General features: G+C 60.2%; 18 protein-coding genes and 1 riboswitch. Of the genes, 7 read left to right on the top strand and 11 right to left on the bottom strand.

Annotated features, from left to right (window positions below):
• Positions 1 to 43: 43 nt before the first annotated feature.
• Positions 44 to 273, bottom strand: a riboswitch (cobalamin riboswitch).
• Positions 274 to 435: 162 nt separating this feature from the next.
• Together BXA01_RS24195 and BXA01_RS24190 are read left to right on the top strand one after the other, a co-directional pair.
• Complete coding sequence (locus BXA01_RS24195) at positions 436 to 1,020, top strand: hypothetical protein (RefSeq protein ID WP_076566702.1); 585 nt, start codon at positions 436 to 438, stop codon at positions 1,018 to 1,020.
• Between the two features lie 66 nt (positions 1,021 to 1,086).
• Positions 1,087 to 2,400 carry a PQQ-dependent sugar dehydrogenase gene (locus BXA01_RS24190; protein WP_076566699.1) on the top strand — a complete coding sequence of 438 codons (1,314 nt, stop codon included), beginning with the start codon at positions 1,087 to 1,089 and terminating at the stop codon, positions 2,398 to 2,400.
• A 128-nt stretch (positions 2,401 to 2,528) separates the two neighbouring features.
• Here the strand turns inward: BXA01_RS24190 and BXA01_RS24185 are convergent, their stop codons facing one another.
• From BXA01_RS24185 to BXA01_RS24165, 5 genes are all read right to left on the bottom strand, one after another.
• Entirely contained in the window at positions 2,529 to 3,065 is a 537-nt protein-coding gene (locus BXA01_RS24185; protein WP_076566696.1) for a C40 family peptidase, read from the bottom strand.
• Positions 3,066 to 3,280: 215 nt separating this feature from the next.
• Positions 3,281 to 3,898, bottom strand: a complete 618-nt coding sequence (locus BXA01_RS24180; protein ID WP_016773699.1) for a C40 family peptidase — start codon at positions 3,896 to 3,898, stop codon at positions 3,281 to 3,283.
• A gap of 188 nt (positions 3,899 to 4,086) precedes the next feature.
• A complete protein-coding gene (hda, locus tag BXA01_RS24175; RefSeq protein WP_007919828.1) occupies positions 4,087 to 4,791 on the bottom strand; it encodes a DnaA regulatory inactivator Hda in 705 nt (234 codons plus the stop codon).
• Positions 4,792 to 4,997: 206 nt separating this feature from the next.
• Entirely contained in the window at positions 4,998 to 6,071 is a 1,074-nt protein-coding gene (locus BXA01_RS24170; protein ID WP_041479548.1) for an AI-2E family transporter, read from the bottom strand.
• Between the two features lie 34 nt (positions 6,072 to 6,105).
• Positions 6,106 to 7,164, bottom strand: coding sequence for a DUF2066 domain-containing protein (locus BXA01_RS24165; protein ID WP_076566693.1), 1,059 nt, complete (start codon positions 7,162 to 7,164; stop codon positions 6,106 to 6,108).
• Positions 7,165 to 7,537: 373 nt separating this feature from the next.
• On the opposite strand from BXA01_RS24165, the gene purM reads away from it, so the two are divergent.
• From purM to BXA01_RS24150, 3 genes are read left to right on the top strand one after another with little or no spacing between them, the layout of a single operon-like run.
• Entirely contained in the window at positions 7,538 to 8,596 is a 1,059-nt protein-coding gene (gene purM, locus BXA01_RS24160) for a phosphoribosylformylglycinamidine cyclo-ligase (protein WP_039763675.1), read from the top strand.
• Positions 8,596 to 9,246, top strand: coding sequence for a phosphoribosylglycinamide formyltransferase (gene purN, locus BXA01_RS24155; protein WP_076566690.1), 651 nt, complete (start codon positions 8,596 to 8,598; stop codon positions 9,244 to 9,246). The genes purM and purN overlap by 1 nt, the downstream gene beginning before the upstream one ends.
• Positions 9,247 to 9,254: 8 nt before the next feature.
• Positions 9,255 to 9,968, top strand: a complete 714-nt coding sequence (locus tag BXA01_RS24150) for a DUF3108 domain-containing protein (protein WP_056783915.1) — start codon at positions 9,255 to 9,257, stop codon at positions 9,966 to 9,968.
• A 191-nt stretch (positions 9,969 to 10,159) separates the two neighbouring features.
• On the opposite strand, the gene BXA01_RS24145 is transcribed toward BXA01_RS24150, so the two are convergent.
• Together BXA01_RS24145 and BXA01_RS24140 are read right to left on the bottom strand one after the other, a co-directional pair.
• A complete protein-coding gene (locus BXA01_RS24145; protein ID WP_076566687.1) occupies positions 10,160 to 11,785 on the bottom strand; it encodes a methyl-accepting chemotaxis protein in 1,626 nt (541 codons plus the stop codon).
• A 138-nt stretch (positions 11,786 to 11,923) separates the two neighbouring features.
• Positions 11,924 to 12,970, bottom strand: a complete 1,047-nt coding sequence (locus BXA01_RS24140; RefSeq protein ID WP_076566685.1) for an amidohydrolase family protein — start codon at positions 12,968 to 12,970, stop codon at positions 11,924 to 11,926.
• Positions 12,971 to 13,099: 129 nt separating this feature from the next.
• Here BXA01_RS24140 and BXA01_RS24135 point away from each other — a divergent pair, with 129 nt between their 5' ends.
• Both BXA01_RS24135 and BXA01_RS24130 read left to right on the top strand, forming a co-directional pair.
• Positions 13,100 to 13,516, top strand: a complete 417-nt coding sequence (locus tag BXA01_RS24135; protein WP_016773690.1) for an OsmC family protein — start codon at positions 13,100 to 13,102, stop codon at positions 13,514 to 13,516.
• 61 nt (positions 13,517 to 13,577) lie between these two features.
• Positions 13,578 to 14,441, top strand: coding sequence for a pirin family protein (locus tag BXA01_RS24130; RefSeq protein WP_076566683.1), 864 nt, complete (start codon positions 13,578 to 13,580; stop codon positions 14,439 to 14,441).
• A 137-nt stretch (positions 14,442 to 14,578) separates the two neighbouring features.
• Here BXA01_RS24130 and BXA01_RS24125 read toward each other — a convergent pair whose 3' ends face one another.
• The 4 genes from BXA01_RS24125 to BXA01_RS24110 form a co-directional block, all read right to left on the bottom strand.
• Positions 14,579 to 15,307: a dienelactone hydrolase family protein gene (locus BXA01_RS24125; protein ID WP_076566680.1), complete on the bottom strand. Its 729-nt coding sequence runs from the start codon at positions 15,305 to 15,307 to the stop codon at positions 14,579 to 14,581.
• Between the two features lie 69 nt (positions 15,308 to 15,376).
• Positions 15,377 to 17,281, bottom strand: coding sequence for a molecular chaperone HtpG (gene htpG / locus BXA01_RS24120; RefSeq protein WP_056786759.1), 1,905 nt, complete (start codon positions 17,279 to 17,281; stop codon positions 15,377 to 15,379).
• A gap of 82 nt (positions 17,282 to 17,363) precedes the next feature.
• Positions 17,364 to 17,816: a PaaI family thioesterase gene (locus tag BXA01_RS24115; protein ID WP_073472701.1), complete on the bottom strand. Its 453-nt coding sequence runs from the start codon at positions 17,814 to 17,816 to the stop codon at positions 17,364 to 17,366.
• Positions 17,813 to 18,289 carry a PaaI family thioesterase gene (locus BXA01_RS24110; RefSeq protein ID WP_076566677.1) on the bottom strand — a complete coding sequence of 159 codons (477 nt, stop codon included), beginning with the start codon at positions 18,287 to 18,289 and terminating at the stop codon, positions 17,813 to 17,815. Before BXA01_RS24110 ends, BXA01_RS24115 begins: the two co-directional genes overlap by 4 nt.
• Positions 18,290 to 18,320: the final 31 nt, after the last annotated feature.

Below are 18,320 nucleotides of genomic sequence, written 5' to 3'. Positions count from 1 at the left end.
CACAAGAATAGACGGCAAAAAGCCTGGCATCGCCCACCGTGATGCCGCTGAGATGGATCAGGCCGGTCTCCGGGCTCATGAGCGGCGTTTCGCCGGACTGCGCGCCTTCCCGCTTCTTCCGAGGCAGTGGCTCAAGGCGCAGTTTTCACTCATTTACCGTTGCGGGGGCAGCGCCGGGATCGTCGTGGCTTCGCTCGAAGACCACCCTCACCGGCTTCCCTGTTTCACTCTGTCGACGCGGGGCCACAGAGCACCTGAAACAAGCGGCGAAGGTTAGAGGGTTGGGGGTGGAGCGTCAATTGAAGAGGCGCTTTGCGCGCGAATAACTGCCGTTGATCCATTGTGCAGCGGCAATCTTGTGCCAGACTGCGACAAGTGATATCAAAGAGCCATGCTTTTCCCGAAAAGCCCACTACAACAATAAGGATGACGACGATGCAAGGCATGATCATCAGCAACCCGCGCCTGGAATTCCTGCGCCCGGTGCTGGAACGCTGGTTTGACTGTATCGATCGCTACAACACCGTACGCGGCGACAACGACACGCCGTACTGGCACGACGAGAAAGCCAATCTGGGCCTGCTCGCGGCAGCGGCGTGGATGGCTGAAATGGTCACGCTGAACGACACGCCCACGCGCAAACAGAACGAAGAAGGCGAACGCAATGCTCGCGCAGATCTGCTGATTGCCGGCGCCGAAGACCGCGCGCTCATCCAGGCCACGCAACGCTGGCCACGGGTCAACAACCTCAACCTGAACCAGGCCCTGCTCGACATCACCGTTGATGCCAAGCGCATCAGCTACGCCAGCGATCTCAAGCTCGGCTGCCTCTTCGTCGCCCCGCAAAAACCTCAGCACAGCGCCAGCCCCGAAGAATTGCAGGACATGGTCGACGACCTGCAAAAGGAACACACCTGCGCCGTGGCCTGGTATTTCCCCTACGCCTATCGCAAATTGCACAGCGACGCGGGCAACTACCATCCGGGCATCGCCGTGCTGTTCAAGGAAGCCCGCGGTTGAGCAGTTGAACCATCGAGCCTGCGCCCTCCTCTATGTTTAGGAATGCATTCATAGGGAAGATCAGCAATGCGCAAGGCCCAACTCGCTCTTATCATCGCCGTCGCAGGCGGGCTCGCCGCCTGCGGTGAAACCTCCAGCCTGCAAGTCTCCGACGGCACCGGTCCGTCACCGAAACTGCCCGAACCGAACAAGACGCTGATCCCGACAGTGAACATCGCTCCGGCGGTGGGCTGGCCGGAAGGCACGAAACCGACCGCAGCGGCCGGCACCCAGGTCGCCGCGTTTGCCGAAGGCCTCGATCACCCGCGCTGGCTCTACGTGCTGCCCAACGGCGATGTGCTGGTGGCGGAAACCAATGCGCCGCCCAAGCCCGATGACAGCAAAGGCATTCGTGGCTGGGTGATGAAGAAAGTCATGGGCAAGGCCGGCGCCGGCGTGCCCAGCGCGAACCGCATCACCCTGCTGCGTGATGCCGACCACGATGGCGTCGCGGAAACCCGCACGGTGTTCCTGCAGAACCTCAACTCGCCGTTTGGCATGACGCTGGTTGGCAACGATTTGTACGTAGCCGACACCGACCGCCTGCTGCGCTTCAACTACGAGCCGGGCGCCACCGAGATCAAAACCCAACCGATCAAAGTCGTCGACTTGCCCGGCGGCACGCTGAATCACCACTGGACCAAAAACGTCATCGCTAGCAAGGACGGCAACAAACTCTACGTCACCGTCGGCTCGAACAGTAACGTCGGCGAAAACGGTCTGGATCAGGAAGAAGGCCGCGCGGCGATCTGGGAAGTCGATCGTGCGACCGGCAACCACCGCATCTTCGCCTCGGGTATCCGCAACCCCAATGGCCTCGCCTGGGAACCCACCAGCGGCGCCTTGTGGACAGCGGTCAACGAGCGTGACGAAATCGGCAGCGATCTGGTGCCGGACTACATCACCTCGGTCAAGGACGGCGGCTTCTATGGCTGGCCATTCAGCTATTACGGGCAACACGTCGATGTGCGGGTCAAACCGCAGAATCCTGATCTGGTGGCCAAGGCCATCGCTCCGGATTACGCGGTCGGTCCGCACACCGCTTCGCTGGGCCTGACCTTCGCCGAGGGCAACAGCCTGCCGGCGCAATTCAAGGAAGGCGCATTCATTGGCCAGCACGGCTCGTGGAACCGCAAACCGCACAGCGGCTACAAGGTGATTTTCGTGCCGTTTACTGGCGGCAAGCCGACCGGGCAGCCGGTGGATGTGCTGACGGGTTTCCTCGACAAGGACGAGAATGCGCTGGGCCGCCCTGTGGGCGTGGTGATCGATCAGCAAGGTGGCTTGCTGGTGGCGGATGATGTCGGGAACAAAATTTGGCGCGTTTCGGCCAGCAAGTGAGCTAAGCGCGAAGCAAAAAATGTGGGAGCGAGCCTGCTCGCGAAAGCGGTTTATCAGTCAGATTATTGTCGACTGACACTCCGCCTTCGCGAGCAGGCTCGCTCCCACATATTAGTTATGCATACGCACTAGGGGTTATGCGCCAGCTGCCCCGGCTGCAACACCCGCTTGGCGCTCAGATACGCTTTCTGCCAATAGGCCTTCGACAGGCTATCGAGCTTGACCGTGCCACCCGTGGCCGGTGCGTGCACGAAGCGCCCCTCACCGACATAAATCCCCGCGTGACTGACCTGCGAGCCGCCATTGGTGGCGAAGAAGATCAGGTCGCCGGTCTGCAAGCCTTCCTTGCCGACATTCGGCGCCTGCATGACGATCATTTCGCGGGTCGAGCGTGGCAGCGAAATTCCCGCCGCGTCGCGGTAGACGAAACCGATCAGACCACTGCAATCGAAACCGGAATCTGGCGTGTTGCCGCCCCAGCGATACGGCGTACCGACCAGGCCGAGGGCACGGAACAGCACGTCTTCGGCAACGGGGGAAAAAGCCTCGGAGGGAGCGAACACGATCGGCGCGCGAACCACGGGGGCTGGCGGCGGTGTCCGGCTGGCGCAGGCGCTGAGCAGCGCGGCGCAAAGGATCAAGGTGAGGCGGGCCGACATCGTCATAAGCAGAACATCCTGATCTGGCTGCGGCTTTCTCTGCCGAATGGACAGAAACAAAACCGCCTGCGTCATCACGCAGGCGGTTTGCCATCAATATAGATTCAGGATTCTAGCGGCTACGCGGCAAACTTCAAGTAAGACTTTAACTTCACCTTGTAAAGTTTACGTCTACTCCGTTGCCGTGCCGTTTTGTCGCCGCGAACGCAGCGACATGCAGTTTACTTGCGAGCGGTGACCACGGTCGGCGCCATGGCGAGTGCGCGCTTGGCTTCGATGAAAGTCTTGCTCCAGTAGCTGTCACCCAGGCTGTCGATGCGAACACCGCCGCTGCGTCGACTGCTGGAGTGAATGAACTGGTTGTCACCCAGGTAGATGCCGGCGTGACTGACACGACCGCGACGACCATTGGTGGCGAAGAACAGCAGATCACCCGGCTCAAGGTTGCTGCGCGAAACCAGCGGCGCATCAACGTTGATCATTTCGCGAGTGGAGCGCGGCAGGTTCATGCCCGCCTCTTCACGGAACAGGTAACCGATGAAACCGCTGCAATCGAAACCGGCTTCAGAGGTACCGCCGAAACGGTAACGAGTACCGATCAGTGACATGCCGCGTTCGAGGATGCTGTCAGCCAGAACAGGAAGCTGATAAGGCTTGCTGCCGTTGAACTGGTTGAGTTCTTTTTCGGTGTCCAGCTCTTCCTGATAAATAACGGAGGACTGGGCGGTAGCAGAATTCTTGACCTGTTGCGGCGGCTCTTGAACCGGAGAATGAGCAGCACAACCGAATAACAGGGTAACGAGTGCGAGAGGCACGAGGGGTGCGAAGCGCTTTAGCATGGGCACGACCGTGGCTGATAGTTGTAAAGAAGCCGAGACTATGCCCGCTATCGTCCTCATTTGCAAATTCAATCGAACTTTATGTGACTTCCCGGTTTCGCGTTTACATCTAAGCGCGTAACTCGCCTGGCCGGTGGATCGCCGCAAATAAGCGGGTTTTCTGGCGCCTGAAAGCTGGCAAAAGCCCACTACCAGCCCAGAGTTTCCTTGAGGAAGGGAATGGTCAGCTTGCGTTGCGCTTGCAGGGACGCCTGGTCAAGCTGCTCAAGCAGATCGAACAGCGCGCTCATGCTACGTGTACCCCGAGTGAGAATGAAGTGCCCGACTTCATCGGTCAGGTGCAGGCCGCGACGTGACGCGCGCAATTGCAGCGCACGCAATTTGTCTTCATCGGAGAGTGGGCGCATCTGGAAGATCAGCGCCAGGGTCAGACGGGACTTCAGGTCGGCGAGCTTCACTGGCAATTCGCGCGGTGAAGTGGATGCAGCGATCAGCAGGCGCCGGCCGCTGTCACGCAGACGGTTGAACAGATGGAACATCGCCTCTTCCCAGTCCGCCTTTCCGGCAATCACCTGCAAGTCATCCAGGCAGACCAGTTCGTACTGTTCAAGGTTGTCGAGGATTTCCACGCCGCGATCCATCAACTCGGCCAGCGGCAGATACACCGCCGGTTCGCCCATCTGCTCGAAGCGCAGGCACGCGGCCTGCAACAGATGCGTGCGCCCGACGCCGTGTTTGCCCCACAGGTAGATCAGGCTCTCCGTCCACCCGGCGTCGGCTTCGCAGAGACGCTCGACATAGCCGAGTGCAGCGGCATTGGCGCCTGGGTAGTAGTTGATGAAGGTGGCGTCGTCACGCAGACGCACACCTAGGGGCAGCTGAATCGGTTTCATGCTGACTGAACAGTTCTCAAAGGAACCGTTAGTGGCCTCTGTGTAAAGTTGGCGAAGTTTATACCCGTGAGGCTGAGCGCACAATGCGACAGACCCCAAGCAAAATCAAAGGTTTGCGTTGACGCAGCGGTTTGATGACAGATTCTCTGGCGCCCTCGCTCGCACGAAACGCGGCAGCCCGGCCAAGCGCCGGGCCGCCCGTGCCATCACAGCTCAGGTTCGTCAACGCCGCTGTAGATCCCGGAATCCTTATACAAGTCGTGGACATGACGCACCAGCACCATGATCACCGCCGCCACCGGCAACGCCAGCAGCACGCCGGTAAAACCGAACAGCTCGCCACCCGCGAGGATCGCGAAGATCACCGCCACCGGGTGCAGGCCGATCCGATCCCCGACCAGTAGTGGCGTCAGCACCATGCCTTCCAGCGCCTGACCGACCATGAACACTGCGACGATCCCGACCATCGGGTACAGATCGCCACCGAACTGGAACAATCCGGCGATCAGCGCCGCACCGATGCCGATGACAAAACCCATGTACGGCACGATCGCCGCGAGACCGGCAATCAGGCCGATCAACAGCCCCAGCTCCAGACCGACGATCATCAGGCCAGCCGCGTAAATCACCCCCAACGCAACCATCACCAGCAACTGCCCGCGCACAAACGCGCCGAGCACTTCGTGGCACTCGCCCGCCAGCGAAACCACGCGCTCTTCGCGATCACGGGGCAACAGGCTGCGGATCTTGCCCATCATCACGTCCCAGTCGCGCAACAGATAGAAGCTCACCACCGGAATCAGCACCAGATTCGCCAGCCAGCCGATCAGCGCCAGGCTCGACGCCGTCGCCTGACTCAGCACCACACCGACGATGTCGGTGGTCTGGCCCATGTGCTCGCTGATCGCGGCTTTGACTTTATCGAACTTCCAGAAGCCGTCCGACAGCCCCAGTTTCGCTTGCGCCCACGGTACAGCGGTGTGCTGCAACCAGTCGAGCATCTGCGGCGCCAGCTCGTACAGACGCAGCAACTGCTTGGCGAGCATTGGTACCAGCACCAGCATCAACGCCGTGACGATCAAGGTGAACAAGGCAAACACGGCGATCACGCCCCAGGTTCGCGACAACCCGAGCCGCTCCAGACGATCCACCAGCGGATCGAACAGATAAGCCAGCAACAACGCGACCAGAAACGGCGTGAGGATCGGGTGCAGCAACCATACAAACGCGCAAAGCAGGACTACCCCACCGAGCCAGAACCAACGCCGCGTATCGGCCATTTACCACTCCTGATGCTTCTATATAAGGAAAGACTTACCAGCGAAACCGCAACGACGGTGCCGCCGTTGCCGGGGTTGGCGCTGCCACCGCAGGCGTACCATCCGCAGCTGGCTGGACAGGCGCCACCGGAACCGGCGCTTCGGCCGGCAGCTCCTGCAACTTCGCCAGCGACAATTGCGCGCGTAACTGATCGGCGCTGCCATTGACCCGGTAGACGATCCGATCGCCCTGCACGCTTTGCAGACGCACGCCGAACGGTTCGAGTAACCGCAGCAGAGCCGCATAATGCTCCAGATTCATGCCCTGCACTTCCAGCGTCTGCTGACCCGACGCGCCGGGCTTGGCGACAAATCGCGGCGCCAGACGCTCGGCCACCGCCAGCATCACCGCATCGGCAACCGCAGCCTGATCGGCGCCCTGTACGCTGCCTGCTTCTTTCTGATCACCGAGCCACAAGCGCCATTTTGCCTGCCACTGCCCGCCCTCTTCGCGGGCATGCACCGCCAGCAAGGCGTCGGCGCTGTAGCGTTCCGAAGCACTGCGCAGGGGCGCGGGATCAGCGCTTTCCAGCGCGGGTGCGGTGGCGACCAGTTGCTCGCTGAGATCAGCCAGCGGCAAGCGCAGTGGCAAACCGCGATGTTGTGCGGCCGTGCGCAACGTTGCGGCTGCGGCCTGACCATCACCGACCAGGCTCGCACCTTCAGTTGAATCGTTCAGCCACCAGCCGAGGATCGACGGCCGACTCGCGCCCCACACCGGCAACCCGGCCCGGCGCAAGGCCTGCTCGGTGGTTGCCGGATCGAAGTCGACTTTCAGCACTTCCGGTGGCCCTGCATCGAAACCGAACTGGCTGATGATCTGCTGCGGGTCCTTGCGAATCGGCGCCAGCCCCGGGTTCTGCGCGGCTTTCGGGTCGCCGGTCAGGCGCAGCACCAAGGTATCGAGCGCCGCCTGCGTGGCGCGATCGCGCTCTTCCGGCGCCTGGCCGTTGACCGGCTGACGCACCTGATACAGGCCTTTGAGGTTTTCGGCATGGCTCGCCAGGCTGACCAGCGTCAGGCAGCCTACAAATAACAATTTACAAAAACGCATGGAAAATTCCCGTCGACAGGAGCGGCTGGAACACGCCGCGTGAACCGGTTGAGCAAGGCTGTGACCCCCACCTCTTGCAAAACATTCACACGGTGGCGGTAAGTTTTTGCACAGTCCTAACGATAGACGGTTAATCGCCACACTTTATACAGGCAGTCATACCCTGCGATTGCAAAAAAATTCCATCGATATGGCCCTGCCCGTCGGTGCGAGGATGGCCGCTGCCCCTCAAGCCTGATAAAATCGCGCGCCTTCGCAGACCGGCAACAGCCGGGCCCCTCGAAACTCGCGTGAGGCGATCGCCCATCGAGTTCGATGTTCCCGCTGAACTCGGTCGTTACCCCCTGAATCCCCTCCCCTAAAGGCATGGATCATGAGCAAGCAACCCTCCCTGAGCTACAAGGACGCCGGTGTAGACATCGACGCCGGTGAAGCATTGGTCGAACGCATCAAGAGCGTCGCCAAGCGCACTGCGCGCCCGGAAGTCATGGGCGGCCTGGGCGGTTTCGGCGCCCTCTGCGAAATCCCGGCCGGCTACAAGCAGCCAGTGCTGGTGTCCGGCACCGACGGCGTCGGCACCAAGCTGCGTCTGGCGCTGAACCTGAACAAGCACGACAGCATCGGCATCGACCTGGTCGCCATGTGCGTCAACGATCTGGTGGTGTGCGGCGCCGAGCCGCTGTTCTTCCTCGACTACTACGCCACCGGCAAACTGAATGTCGACACCGCTGCCCAAGTGGTTACCGGCATCGGCGCTGGCTGCGAACTGTCGGGTTGCTCGCTGGTTGGCGGCGAAACCGCTGAAATGCCAGGCATGTACGAAGGCGAAGACTACGACCTGGCCGGCTTCTGCGTCGGCGTGGTGGAAAAGTCGGAAATCATCGACGGCTCGAAAGTCGCCACCGGTGACGCCCTGATCGCCCTGCCATCGTCCGGCCCGCACTCCAACGGCTACTCGCTGATCCGCAAGATCATCGAAGTCTCCGGTGCCGACATCGAAAACACCCAGCTCGACGGCAAACCGCTGACCGACCTGCTGATGGCCCCGACCCGCATCTACGTCAAGCCACTGCTCAAGCTGATCAAGGACACTGGCGCTGTGAAGGCCATGGCCCACATCACCGGTGGCGGTCTGCTCGACAACATTCCGCGCGTACTGCCAAAAGGCGCTCAGGCTGTAGTTGATGTGGCCAGCTGGACTCGCCCGGCCGTATTCGACTGGCTGCAAGAGAAAGGCAACGTTGATGAAACCGAGATGCACCGCGTGCTCAACTGCGGCGTCGGCATGGTCATCTGCGTGGCTCAGGAGCACGTCGAAGTGGCCCTGAACACCCTGCGTGACGCCGGCGAGCAGCCTTGGGTCATCGGCCAGATCGCCGTGGCCGCCGAGGGCGCTGCGCAGGTCGAGCTGAAGAACCTCAAGGCTCACTGATGCCAAAGTCCTGTGATGTCGTGGTGCTGTTGTCCGGCACCGGCAGTAACTTGCAGGCTCTGATCGACAGCACGCGGACCGGCGACAGCCCGGTCCGCATCGCTGCGGTGATTTCCAACCGCGCCGACGCCTACGGCCTGCAACGCGCCCGCGACGCGGGTATCGCCACCCGCTCGCTGGATCACAAGGCATTCGAGGGCCGCGAGGCCTTCGATGCCGCGCTGATCGAACTGATCGACCAATTCAACCCTCAACTCGTGGTACTGGCCGGCTTCATGCGCATTCTCAGCGCTGATTTCGTGCGCCACTACCAGGGTCGCCTGCTCAACATCCACCCGTCGCTGCTGCCCAAATACAAAGGGTTACACACTCATCAGCGCGCGCTGGAGGCCGGCGACACGGAACATGGCTGCTCCGTGCACTTCGTCACCGAGGAACTCGATGGCGGACCACTGGTCGTACAAGCAGTATTACCGGTAGAGTTGCACGACACGCCGCAGAGTCTGGCGCAACGAGTCCACGCTCAGGAACACCTGATCTACCCGATGGCAGTACGCTGGTTTGCCGAAGGCAGGCTGACACTCGGTGACCAGGGCGCTTTACTCGACGGCCAGTTACTCGCCGCCAGCGGCCACTTGATTCGACACTAGGAGATATTATGCGTCGCGCCCTGCTCTTCGCTTGCGCTCTGCTCGCCCTGCCCTTTGCGCAGGCAGCGGACCTTCAACCGTTCTCCGCCAGCTACACCGCCGACTGGAAGCAGCTGCCCATGAGCGGCACCGCCGAACGCAGCCTGACCAAGGAAGCCGACGGCGTCTGGAAGCTCAGCTTCAAGGCGTCGATGATGATCGCCAGCCTGACTGAAGAAAGCACCCTGAAGCTGGACAAGGACACGCTGCTGCCGCAGTCCTACCACTTTGAACGTGGTGGTCTGGGCAAAGCGAAAAAAGCTGATCTGGACTTCGACTGGGCCAATAAACTGGTGACCGGCACCGACCGTGGCGACGCGGTAAAGATCCCGCTGAACCGCGGCATGGTCGACAAGTCGACCTATCAACTGGCGCTGCAGCACGACGTTGCCGCCGGCAAGAAAAGCATGAGCTATCAGGTGGTTGATGATGGCGAAGTCGATACCTACGACTTCCGCGTGCTGGGTTCGGAAAAGGTCGACACCAAGGCCGGCCAGATCGATGCGATCAAGGTCGAGCGCGTGCGCGATCCGACACAAAGCAAACGCATCACCGTGCTGTGGTTCGCCAAGGATTGGGACTACCTGCTGGTGCGCCTGCAACAGGTCGAGACTGACGGCAAGGAGTACAACATCATGCTCCAGGACGGTACGGTCAACGGCAAGACTGTCAAAGGCAGCTGATCGACCGCAACAAAAAAGAGCCCCGCGAATGCGGGGCTTTTTAATGTCCGCAGTTTTCGCAAACACACCAATCCCTGTGGGAGCGAGCCTGCTCGCGAAGGCGTCTGCTCAGCCAACCTTTTCAGTGCCCAACACTGCGCTTTCGCGAGCAGGCTCGCTCCCACAGGTTTTAATTGCAGTCGATTGCGCGGTCAGACAGAAAACCGCGCCACCATCCCGTTCAGATCCACCGCCAACTTCGACAACTCCTGACTCGCCGCACTGGTCTGATTGGCGCCCGCCGATGTCTGCATTGCCAGATCACGAATATTCATCAGATTGCGATCCACCTCGCGCGCCACCGCTGCCTGCTCTTCCGAGGCACTGGCGATCACCAAGTTGCGCTCGTTGATCAAGGTAAACGCCGAGGCAATTTCGTCCAGAGCCGAGCCTGCGCTCTTGGCCAATTCCAGAGTCGAGCGTGCCCGAGAATTGCTCTGCTGCATCGAGCTGACCGCCGAATCGGTGCCCTGCTGGATCCCGCCGATCATCTGCTCGATTTCCTGGGTCGACTGTTGAGTGCGATGCGCCAACGCCCGCACTTCATCTGCCACTACCGCAAAACCACGCCCGGCATCACCGGCGCGCGCGGCTTCGATGGCGGCGTTGAGCGCGAGCAGGTTGGTCTGTTCGGCAATCGAGCGAATCACATCCAGCACTTTGCTGATGCCATGTACCTTTTGCGCCAGCGCCTCGACCTGCGCCGCATTATTGGTGACGTCGCCAGCGAGAAACTCGATCGACGTCACCGTCTGCTGCACTTGCTCGCGTCCTTGCCGGGCGATGCGGTCGGACTCGCGGGAAGCTTCGGACGTGGCCACGGCGTTGTTCGCCACCTCTTCCACCGCTGCTGTCATCTGGTTGACCGCAGTGGCGGCCTGTTCGATTTCCTGGCTCTGCTGATGCAAGCCGCGAGTGGCGTCTTCGGTGACGCTGCTGAGTTCTTCGGCAGCCGAGGCCAGTTGCGTGGACGACTCGGAAATGCGCCGGATCGTGTCGCGCAGATTGTGCTGCATGCTTTTCAGCGCTTGCAGCAGGCGCGCCGGCTCGTCTTTGCCAGTGATGTGAATGTCACCGGTCAAATCCCCACCGGCCACCACCTCGGCCACGCTGAGCGATTGCGACAATGGCACGACAATGCTGCGCGTCAGCAGCAACGCCAGGCCGACGGTAATCAGCGCAGCCATGGCGATCATTACTGCGACCCATAGCTGCGATTGCTTGAACACCAGCCGCGCGGCCTCAGTGGCGAGACCGGCATTTTGCTTGTTCAACTCGACCAGCTCACGCAGAGTAGCGGCGATTTCATCAGCCAGCGGGCTCATCTGATCATTGAGAATCGTCGAAGCCTCAGCGACCCGATTCTGCGCCGACAGCTGTAGGACTTGTGCCTGAAGCTCAAGGTATTTGTGCTCGGTGCCCTTGAAGCGTTCGAACAATACGCGCTCTTCAGGCAGCACGATCAGACCGTCATAACGCTGCTGCGCTTCGCTCAAGCCACTGCGCAGCTCGTCGAGCTTGGCGACATTCTGCTCCAGTGCCTTGGGGTCACGGTTGAGTAACAGGCGCATGGTCAAGGCACGCAGGCGCAGCATGTCCTGACTCATCTCACCGACCGCCATCACGCTTGGCAGCCAGTTGTTGTCGACTTCATCGGACTGCGCACGCATGTTCGACATTTGCAGCAAGGCGAACGCTCCGAGGGCAAACACCATCAGGGCCAGCAGGCCAAAACCGAGACCGGCGCGCGGGGCAATATTGAGACTACGGATATTCATCACTCTGGCTCCTTCCAAAAGCGCTGCATCAGCCTGCAGCGGGTTGCTTTAGAAGGTATCGGCATTGCCTTGAAATTGCGTAAGACGAAAAAGCGATAGGCAGACGAGCGGCTAGTCCGAACCCGTGGCTTTGACGTTTCAGCGCGGAGCAGCGGTTTTTTCTGTGTTGCGCGGCAATATCGCCAGGAAGTTATCCCGCGCGACTTTGCGCGCCACCGCTTCCGGAAGCGCATCGAGAAACGGCTTGTAGCTGTGCATTTCCTGACCGAGCTTGTTGAACCGTCCTACCACGTCAGAGCCGAGCATGAAGCGCTCGGGGTACTTTTCCACCAGCGCCAGCCATTCGGCGCGGGGCTTGCCCTGCTCGTCCAGCAAGTAAGGCGTGAGCATGCTCCACGACAGGTCGATAAACAGATTCGGATAGGCCTCAAGCATGCGCGTCAGGGTTGGCAGGAGAAACGGCAACTGGGTCTGATGCCGATGGATCTCGGCGCTGGTGCCGGCATGCGCCCAGATGAATCGCGTGTGCGGATGATTGCGCAGCGGCTCTTCAACTTCCTTCAGGTACAGCGGATTTTTCTCACGCTTGGAAGTGATGTTGGAGTGCAGCATCACCGGCAGATCGTTTTCCGCAGCGAGGTGATAGATCTTGGTCATAGCCTCGTTATTCGCTCGAGGCGTGTCGCCGGAGGTCAGCGCGGTCAGGTCATCGTGTCGGGTGAACACCTCGCCGATGCCCTGCCACAACCCCGGATACAGGTCGAGCATGCGCTGAATGTGCGCGGCGGAATTCTTGTCATTGGGATTGAAGCCGGACAGGAACGGATGAAAGTACTGGCGCTGCTCCGGCGCAAGTTTTTCCACCGCGTCGGCAATGATCACATCGGTGGCGCTGTACCAATAGGCATCGGCGTCATCGCCGGCGTAGTAGCGCGGACGCTTGGGTTCGTCTTCGTGCCATTTCTTCGCCACGGGAATGCCGGAAATCATCACGTGCTCGATGGAATTGTCCTTCATGGCCGTGAGCAATTTCTGCATGCCGGCGCTTTCCTGGAAAAAATCCACGTAATGCAGGTGCGCATCGCTGTAGGTGTATTCGCGGGCACTGGCGCTGCCAGCGAACAGCAGCAGACAGGCAAGACTCAGACGAGACAAGGACACAAGTAATCTCCGGCAGATGGGCATAGCCTAGACCGCGCCCGAACGACAAGGGTTCATCCCTGCCGAAAAGCGGAACGCCCACTGCCGGGAATGCTCTATAACTGCAAGGTCTGCTTTGATCGAACGATTTTTCCTGCCGCCTGTGAGGTTTCCATGACTGTTACCGTCAATACCGTCTCTGCCGAAGGTTTTCGTCACACCGTCCAGATCGACGACCACGAATTGTTTGCCGATGTACCGAAAACCGCCGGGGGTGAAGGCACCGCGCCAGAGCCACACGATTACTTCGACGCTGCGCTGGGCGCCTGCAAAGCGCTGACCGTGAAAATGTATGCGAAGAAAAAAGACATCCCGCTGACCGGCGTGGGAGTCGAAGTGAAGCGCGACAACAGCCAGGAACAGAAAGGCAAATACGCCCTGCATGTCACCCTGACGCTCAAAGGCGTGCTGACTGACGCCCAGCGCGAGGAACTGCTGCGCGTGGCCGATCGCTGCCCGATTCACAAATTGATGACCACCAGCGAAGTCAGCATCGAAACCCACGCACCACAAGGCTTCGACAGCCAATAATCCTCCTGATGCCAGCGGCGGGTTATGCTTCTGGCATCACCCGCTCAGCCTGGAATGCACCATGGACACGCCACTCCTGATCATCCGCCCGCGCGCCGAAGACGTCGAAGGCCAGCCGATTCTGCGCCCGCTGCCGTCAGCCAAATGCCGCAACGTCGGGCCTTTCGTGTTTTTCGACCACATGCTCGAGACGATTTATCCGACGGGTAAAGGCATGGATATCCGACAGCATCCGCACATTGGTCTGTCGACGCTTACCTATCTGTTCGAAGGGCAATTGCAGCACAAGGACAGTCTGGGCTCCGATCAGGTGGTCGGTGCCGGCGATGTCAGCTGGATGACCGCTGGCAGCGCCATCGCCCACGTCGAGCGTACGCCTGCGCCAATGTTCGCCGAGACCTTCACTTTGCACGGTCTGCAAGTCTGGCTGGCCTCGCCCAAGGCACACGAAGAAGGCCCGGGGCATTACAGTCATCATCCGGCAGCGACGTTGCCGGTCAGCGATAACCTCGGCGTGCAGATTCGCATGATTGCCGGGTCAGGCTTTTGCCTGGAATCGCCGGTCCCGGTGCTTTCTCCTACGCTGTATGCCGAAGTGAAGATGCAGACCGCGACCACATTGCTGATTCCGGCCGAGCATGAAGAACGCGCGGTGTATGTGTTGAGCGGCGATGCGCAGTTGAATGGCGAGGCGATCGAGCCGCATGCGCTGGTGGTGTTGCCGGTTGGCGAAGAGATGAGCCTGTTTGCCGAAAGCGATATGCATGCGGTGGTGTTCGGCGGCGCGGCGCTGGACGGGCCGAGACGGATCAACTGGAATTTTGTTGCCAGTGATCCGGCGGCGATTGATGAGGCACGGCGCAAGTGGGCGGCCGGGGATTGGCCGACGGTGCCGGGGGAAGTCGAGCGGATCGAACTACCCTGAGATTTGTAGAGGGCCTCAGTCAGTCTTCGCGAGCAGGCTCGCTCCCACAGTGGTTAGTGATGCATTCCCTGTGGGAGCGAGCCTGCTCGCGAAGAGGCCAGATCAGACACCGATCAAGTCAGCGCCTGAAAACTGACTCAGCCGTTGAACACTTCATCCAGCAGATCATGCATCGACTTGAACGCGCGCTTGGCGGTCTTTTCGTCGTACATCATCTTGCCCGGTACGTTGGCGTGCGGATCGGTAAACGAGTGCACCGCGCCGCCGTAGCTGAGCAGTTGCCAGTCGACCTTAGCCGCGTTCATTTCCTCTTCGAACGCCGGCAGTTGCTCTTTTGGCACCAATGGATCGGATGCGCCATGCAGCACCAGCACCGAGCCCTTGATGTTCTGCGCATCCGCCGGGTTCAGCGAATCCAGCGTGCCGTGGAACGACACCGCCGCTTTCACCGGCGCACCCGTGCGAGCCAGGTCCAACGCACAGCAACCACCGAAGCAGAAACCGAACACCGCCAGTTTCGACGTATCCACCGCAGCTTCGCCCTGGCTCTGCAATTGCTCGAAAGCCACTTGCAGACGTTTGCGCAGCAGCGCACGGTCGTCCTTGAGCGGCATCATTGCTGCCAGCGCCTCATCAGCGTTCTGCGGACGCACGCTCTGGCCGTAGACATCCGCGATCAGCACCACGTAGCCCTCGGCCGCCACCGCTTTGGCGATGTCTTCAGCACCGGCGCTGACGCCCATCCAGTTCGGCGCCATCAGCAAACCCGGGCGCGCAGCCTTGTGCTCGGCGTCGAACGCCAGGCGACCTTCATAGGCCTGGCCGTCAATCTGATAGACCACGGAACGTACAGTGACTTGGCTCATTTCTGACTCCTGATTGTGTAAACACCAGAATGAAAAAACCCGCCGAAGCGGGTTTTTCCTACAACGTGATCAAACCGACAGTTCAACCAGCAGCTTGTTCAGCCGGCGCACGTAAGCGGCCGGATCCTTCAAGCTGTCGCCCGCCGCCAGGGCGGCCTGATCGAAGAGGATGTGCGACAGATCGCCAAAACGCTCTTCGCTCTGCTCGCCATCGAGTTTCTCGATCAGCGGGTGGCTCGGGTTGAATTCGAAGATCGGCTTCGAATCCGGGACTTTCTGCCCGCTGGCTTCGAGAATCTGGCGCATTTGCAGACCCAGGTCCTGTTCGCCGATGGCCAGAATGGCCGGCGAGTCGGTCAGACGGTGGGAAACGCGGACTTCAGCCACGGAATCACCCAGCGCAGTTTTCAGGCGCTCGACCAGACCCTCTTTGGACTTGGCGACTTCTTCAGCGGCTTTCTTGTCCTCTTCCGAGTCCAGGTTGCCCAGATCGAGGTCACCGCGCGCCACGTCGACAAACGTCTTGCCGTCGAATTCGCTGAGGTAGCTCATCAGCCACTCGTCGATGCGATCGGTCAGCAGCAGCACTTCGATGCCTTTCTTGCGGAAGACTTCCAGGTGCGGGCTGTTCTTGACCTGCGCGTAGGTTTCGCCGGTGAGGTAGTAGATCTTGTCCTGACCTTCCTTGGCGCGGGCCAGGTAGTCAGCCAGACCGACAATCTGCTCGCCGTCGTCGCCCTGGGTCGATGCAAAACGCAGCAGACCGGCAATTTTCTCTTTGTTGGCGAAATCTTCTGCCGGGCCTTCTTTCATGACCTGACCGAAGTTTTTCCAGAAGCCCTTGTATTGCTCAGGTTCGTTCTTCGCCAGTTTTTCCAGCATGTCGAGCACACGCTTGGTCAGCGCGGTTTTCATCGAATCGATGATCGGGTCTTTCTGCAGGATCTCACGCGACACGTTCAGCGACAGGTCGTTGGAATCGACCACGCCTTTGATGAAGCGCAGGTATAGCGGCAGGAACGACTCGGCCTGATCCATCACAAACACGCGCTGCACGTACAGCTTCAGGCCCTTCGGCGCTTCACGCTGGTACAGGTCGAACGGCGCGCGGGCCGGCACGTACAGCAGCGAGCTGTACTCAAGCTTGCCTTCAACCTTGTTGTGGCTCCACGACAGCGGATTCTCGAAGTCGTGAGCGATGTGTTTGTAGAACTCCTGGTATTCCTCGTCCTTGACTTCAGTGCGCGGACGGGTCCACAGGGCGCTGGCGCGGTTGACGGTTTCCCATTCAACGGCTGGAGCCTCTTCGCCTTCGGCCGGAGTGACTTCCTTCGGCAGTTCGATCGGCAAAGCAATGTGGTCGGAGTACTTCTTGATGATGTTGCGCAGACGCCAGCCATCCGCGAATTCGTCTTCGCCGGATTTCAGGTGCAGGACGATGCGGGTGCCGCGCTCTGGCTTGTCGATGGTGGCGACTTCGAACTCGCCCTCGCCTTTCGACGACCAGTGCACGCCTTCGCTGGCATCGGTGCCGGCGCGACGGCTGTAAACGTCAACCTTGTCGGCAACGATGAAGGCCGAGTAGAAGCCGACACCGAACTGGCCAATCAGGTGCGAATCTTTCTTCTGATCGCCGGACAGGTTTTTCATGAAATCGGCGGTGCCGGATTTGGCGATGGTCCCCAGGTGGGTGATCACATCGTCACGGTTCATGCCGATACCGTTGTCTTCGAGAGTGACGGTCTTGGCGTCCTTGTCGAAGCTCACACGGATTTTCAGGTCAGCACCACCTTCGAGCAACTCAGGCTTGGCCAGGGCTTCGAAGCGCAGCTTGTCGACAGCGTCAGAGGCGTTCGAGATCAATTCGCGAAGGAAAATTTCCTTATTCGAATACAGCGAATGGATCATGAGGTGCAGCAGCTGCTTTACCTCGGTCTGGAAGCCCAGGGTTTCCTTTTGAGTTTCCACACTCATGGTCATCAAACTCCAATCAGATGGCAGTGGCCGCGACCCGAAATGGTCTGCGGCGGGTTGTCATCTGAGTTGGGGGCGCTGCTCAGGATTTCAAGGGCTCATCAATTTTGAAGTGCGCACGGGCCGTGGCGATCGGTTCGGCCTCGGTACTCTGCCAGGCAGTTACCGCTACGTTAGCCACGCGACGGCCCTGACGGCAGACCTGACACCTGGCCCAAGTGTCGCGAAACTGCCCGGCGCGCAGGTAATCGAGGGAAAAATCGATGATCTTCGGCACACCCGGCGTGCCGGTGAAAATCAGCAAATGCAGGGCTGCGGCCAGCTCCATGAAGCCGGCAATCACCCCGCCGTGGATCGCCGGCAATAAAGGGTTACCAATGTTGTCCTTGTTCGCCGGCAGCTTGAACAGCAACTCATCGCCGACTCGCGAGCACTCGATACCGATCAGCCCGGCATAAGGAATCAACGCCAGCAGCGGCGTGTAATCGCCCTGCGCGTGGGCCTGTTGCAGCTGCTCCCTGAGATCGTTGCTCATTGGCTCGCTCCCTTGATCGCGCCCGCGAAACCCTTGCTGCCCTTCAGGCCGATGCCCATGCGCATGAATGTGCCGACGACGTGGGCAATCGGTTGCTCGGGATCGTCCTGGTAGGCAAAACCACGGGCAAAGATCACGTCGGTGGTGACGCGATAGCACTGGGCAAAGCCGTATACGGCTTTGTGCGGTTCAGCGGCGTGCATGTAGTCGATGCGCAGATCGAGGGTCGGACAGACTTCGAACTCCGGCAGCACGCACAGTGTCGACATGCCGCAGGCGGTGTCCATCAGCGAAGTGATGGCGCCGCCATGAATGACTCCGGTTTCGGGATTGCCGACGATTTTTTCGCTGTACGGCAGGATCACCGTCAGCCCTTCGCTGGAGGCATTGTGCACCTGCAGACCGAGGACCTGACAGTGGCGCAATGCCGATAAAAAGCGCGTCGCGCGCTCAAAAACGGGGTTTTCGGCCATGTGATAATTACTCGCGTTTGGGCCTTGTGCC

The sequence above is a fragment of the Pseudomonas sp. B10 genome (genome assembly GCF_900156235.1).
Classification (GTDB): Bacteria; Pseudomonadota; Gammaproteobacteria; order Pseudomonadales; family Pseudomonadaceae; genus Aquipseudomonas; species Aquipseudomonas siliginis.
This window is presented reverse-complemented; position numbering and strand designations above follow the sequence as displayed.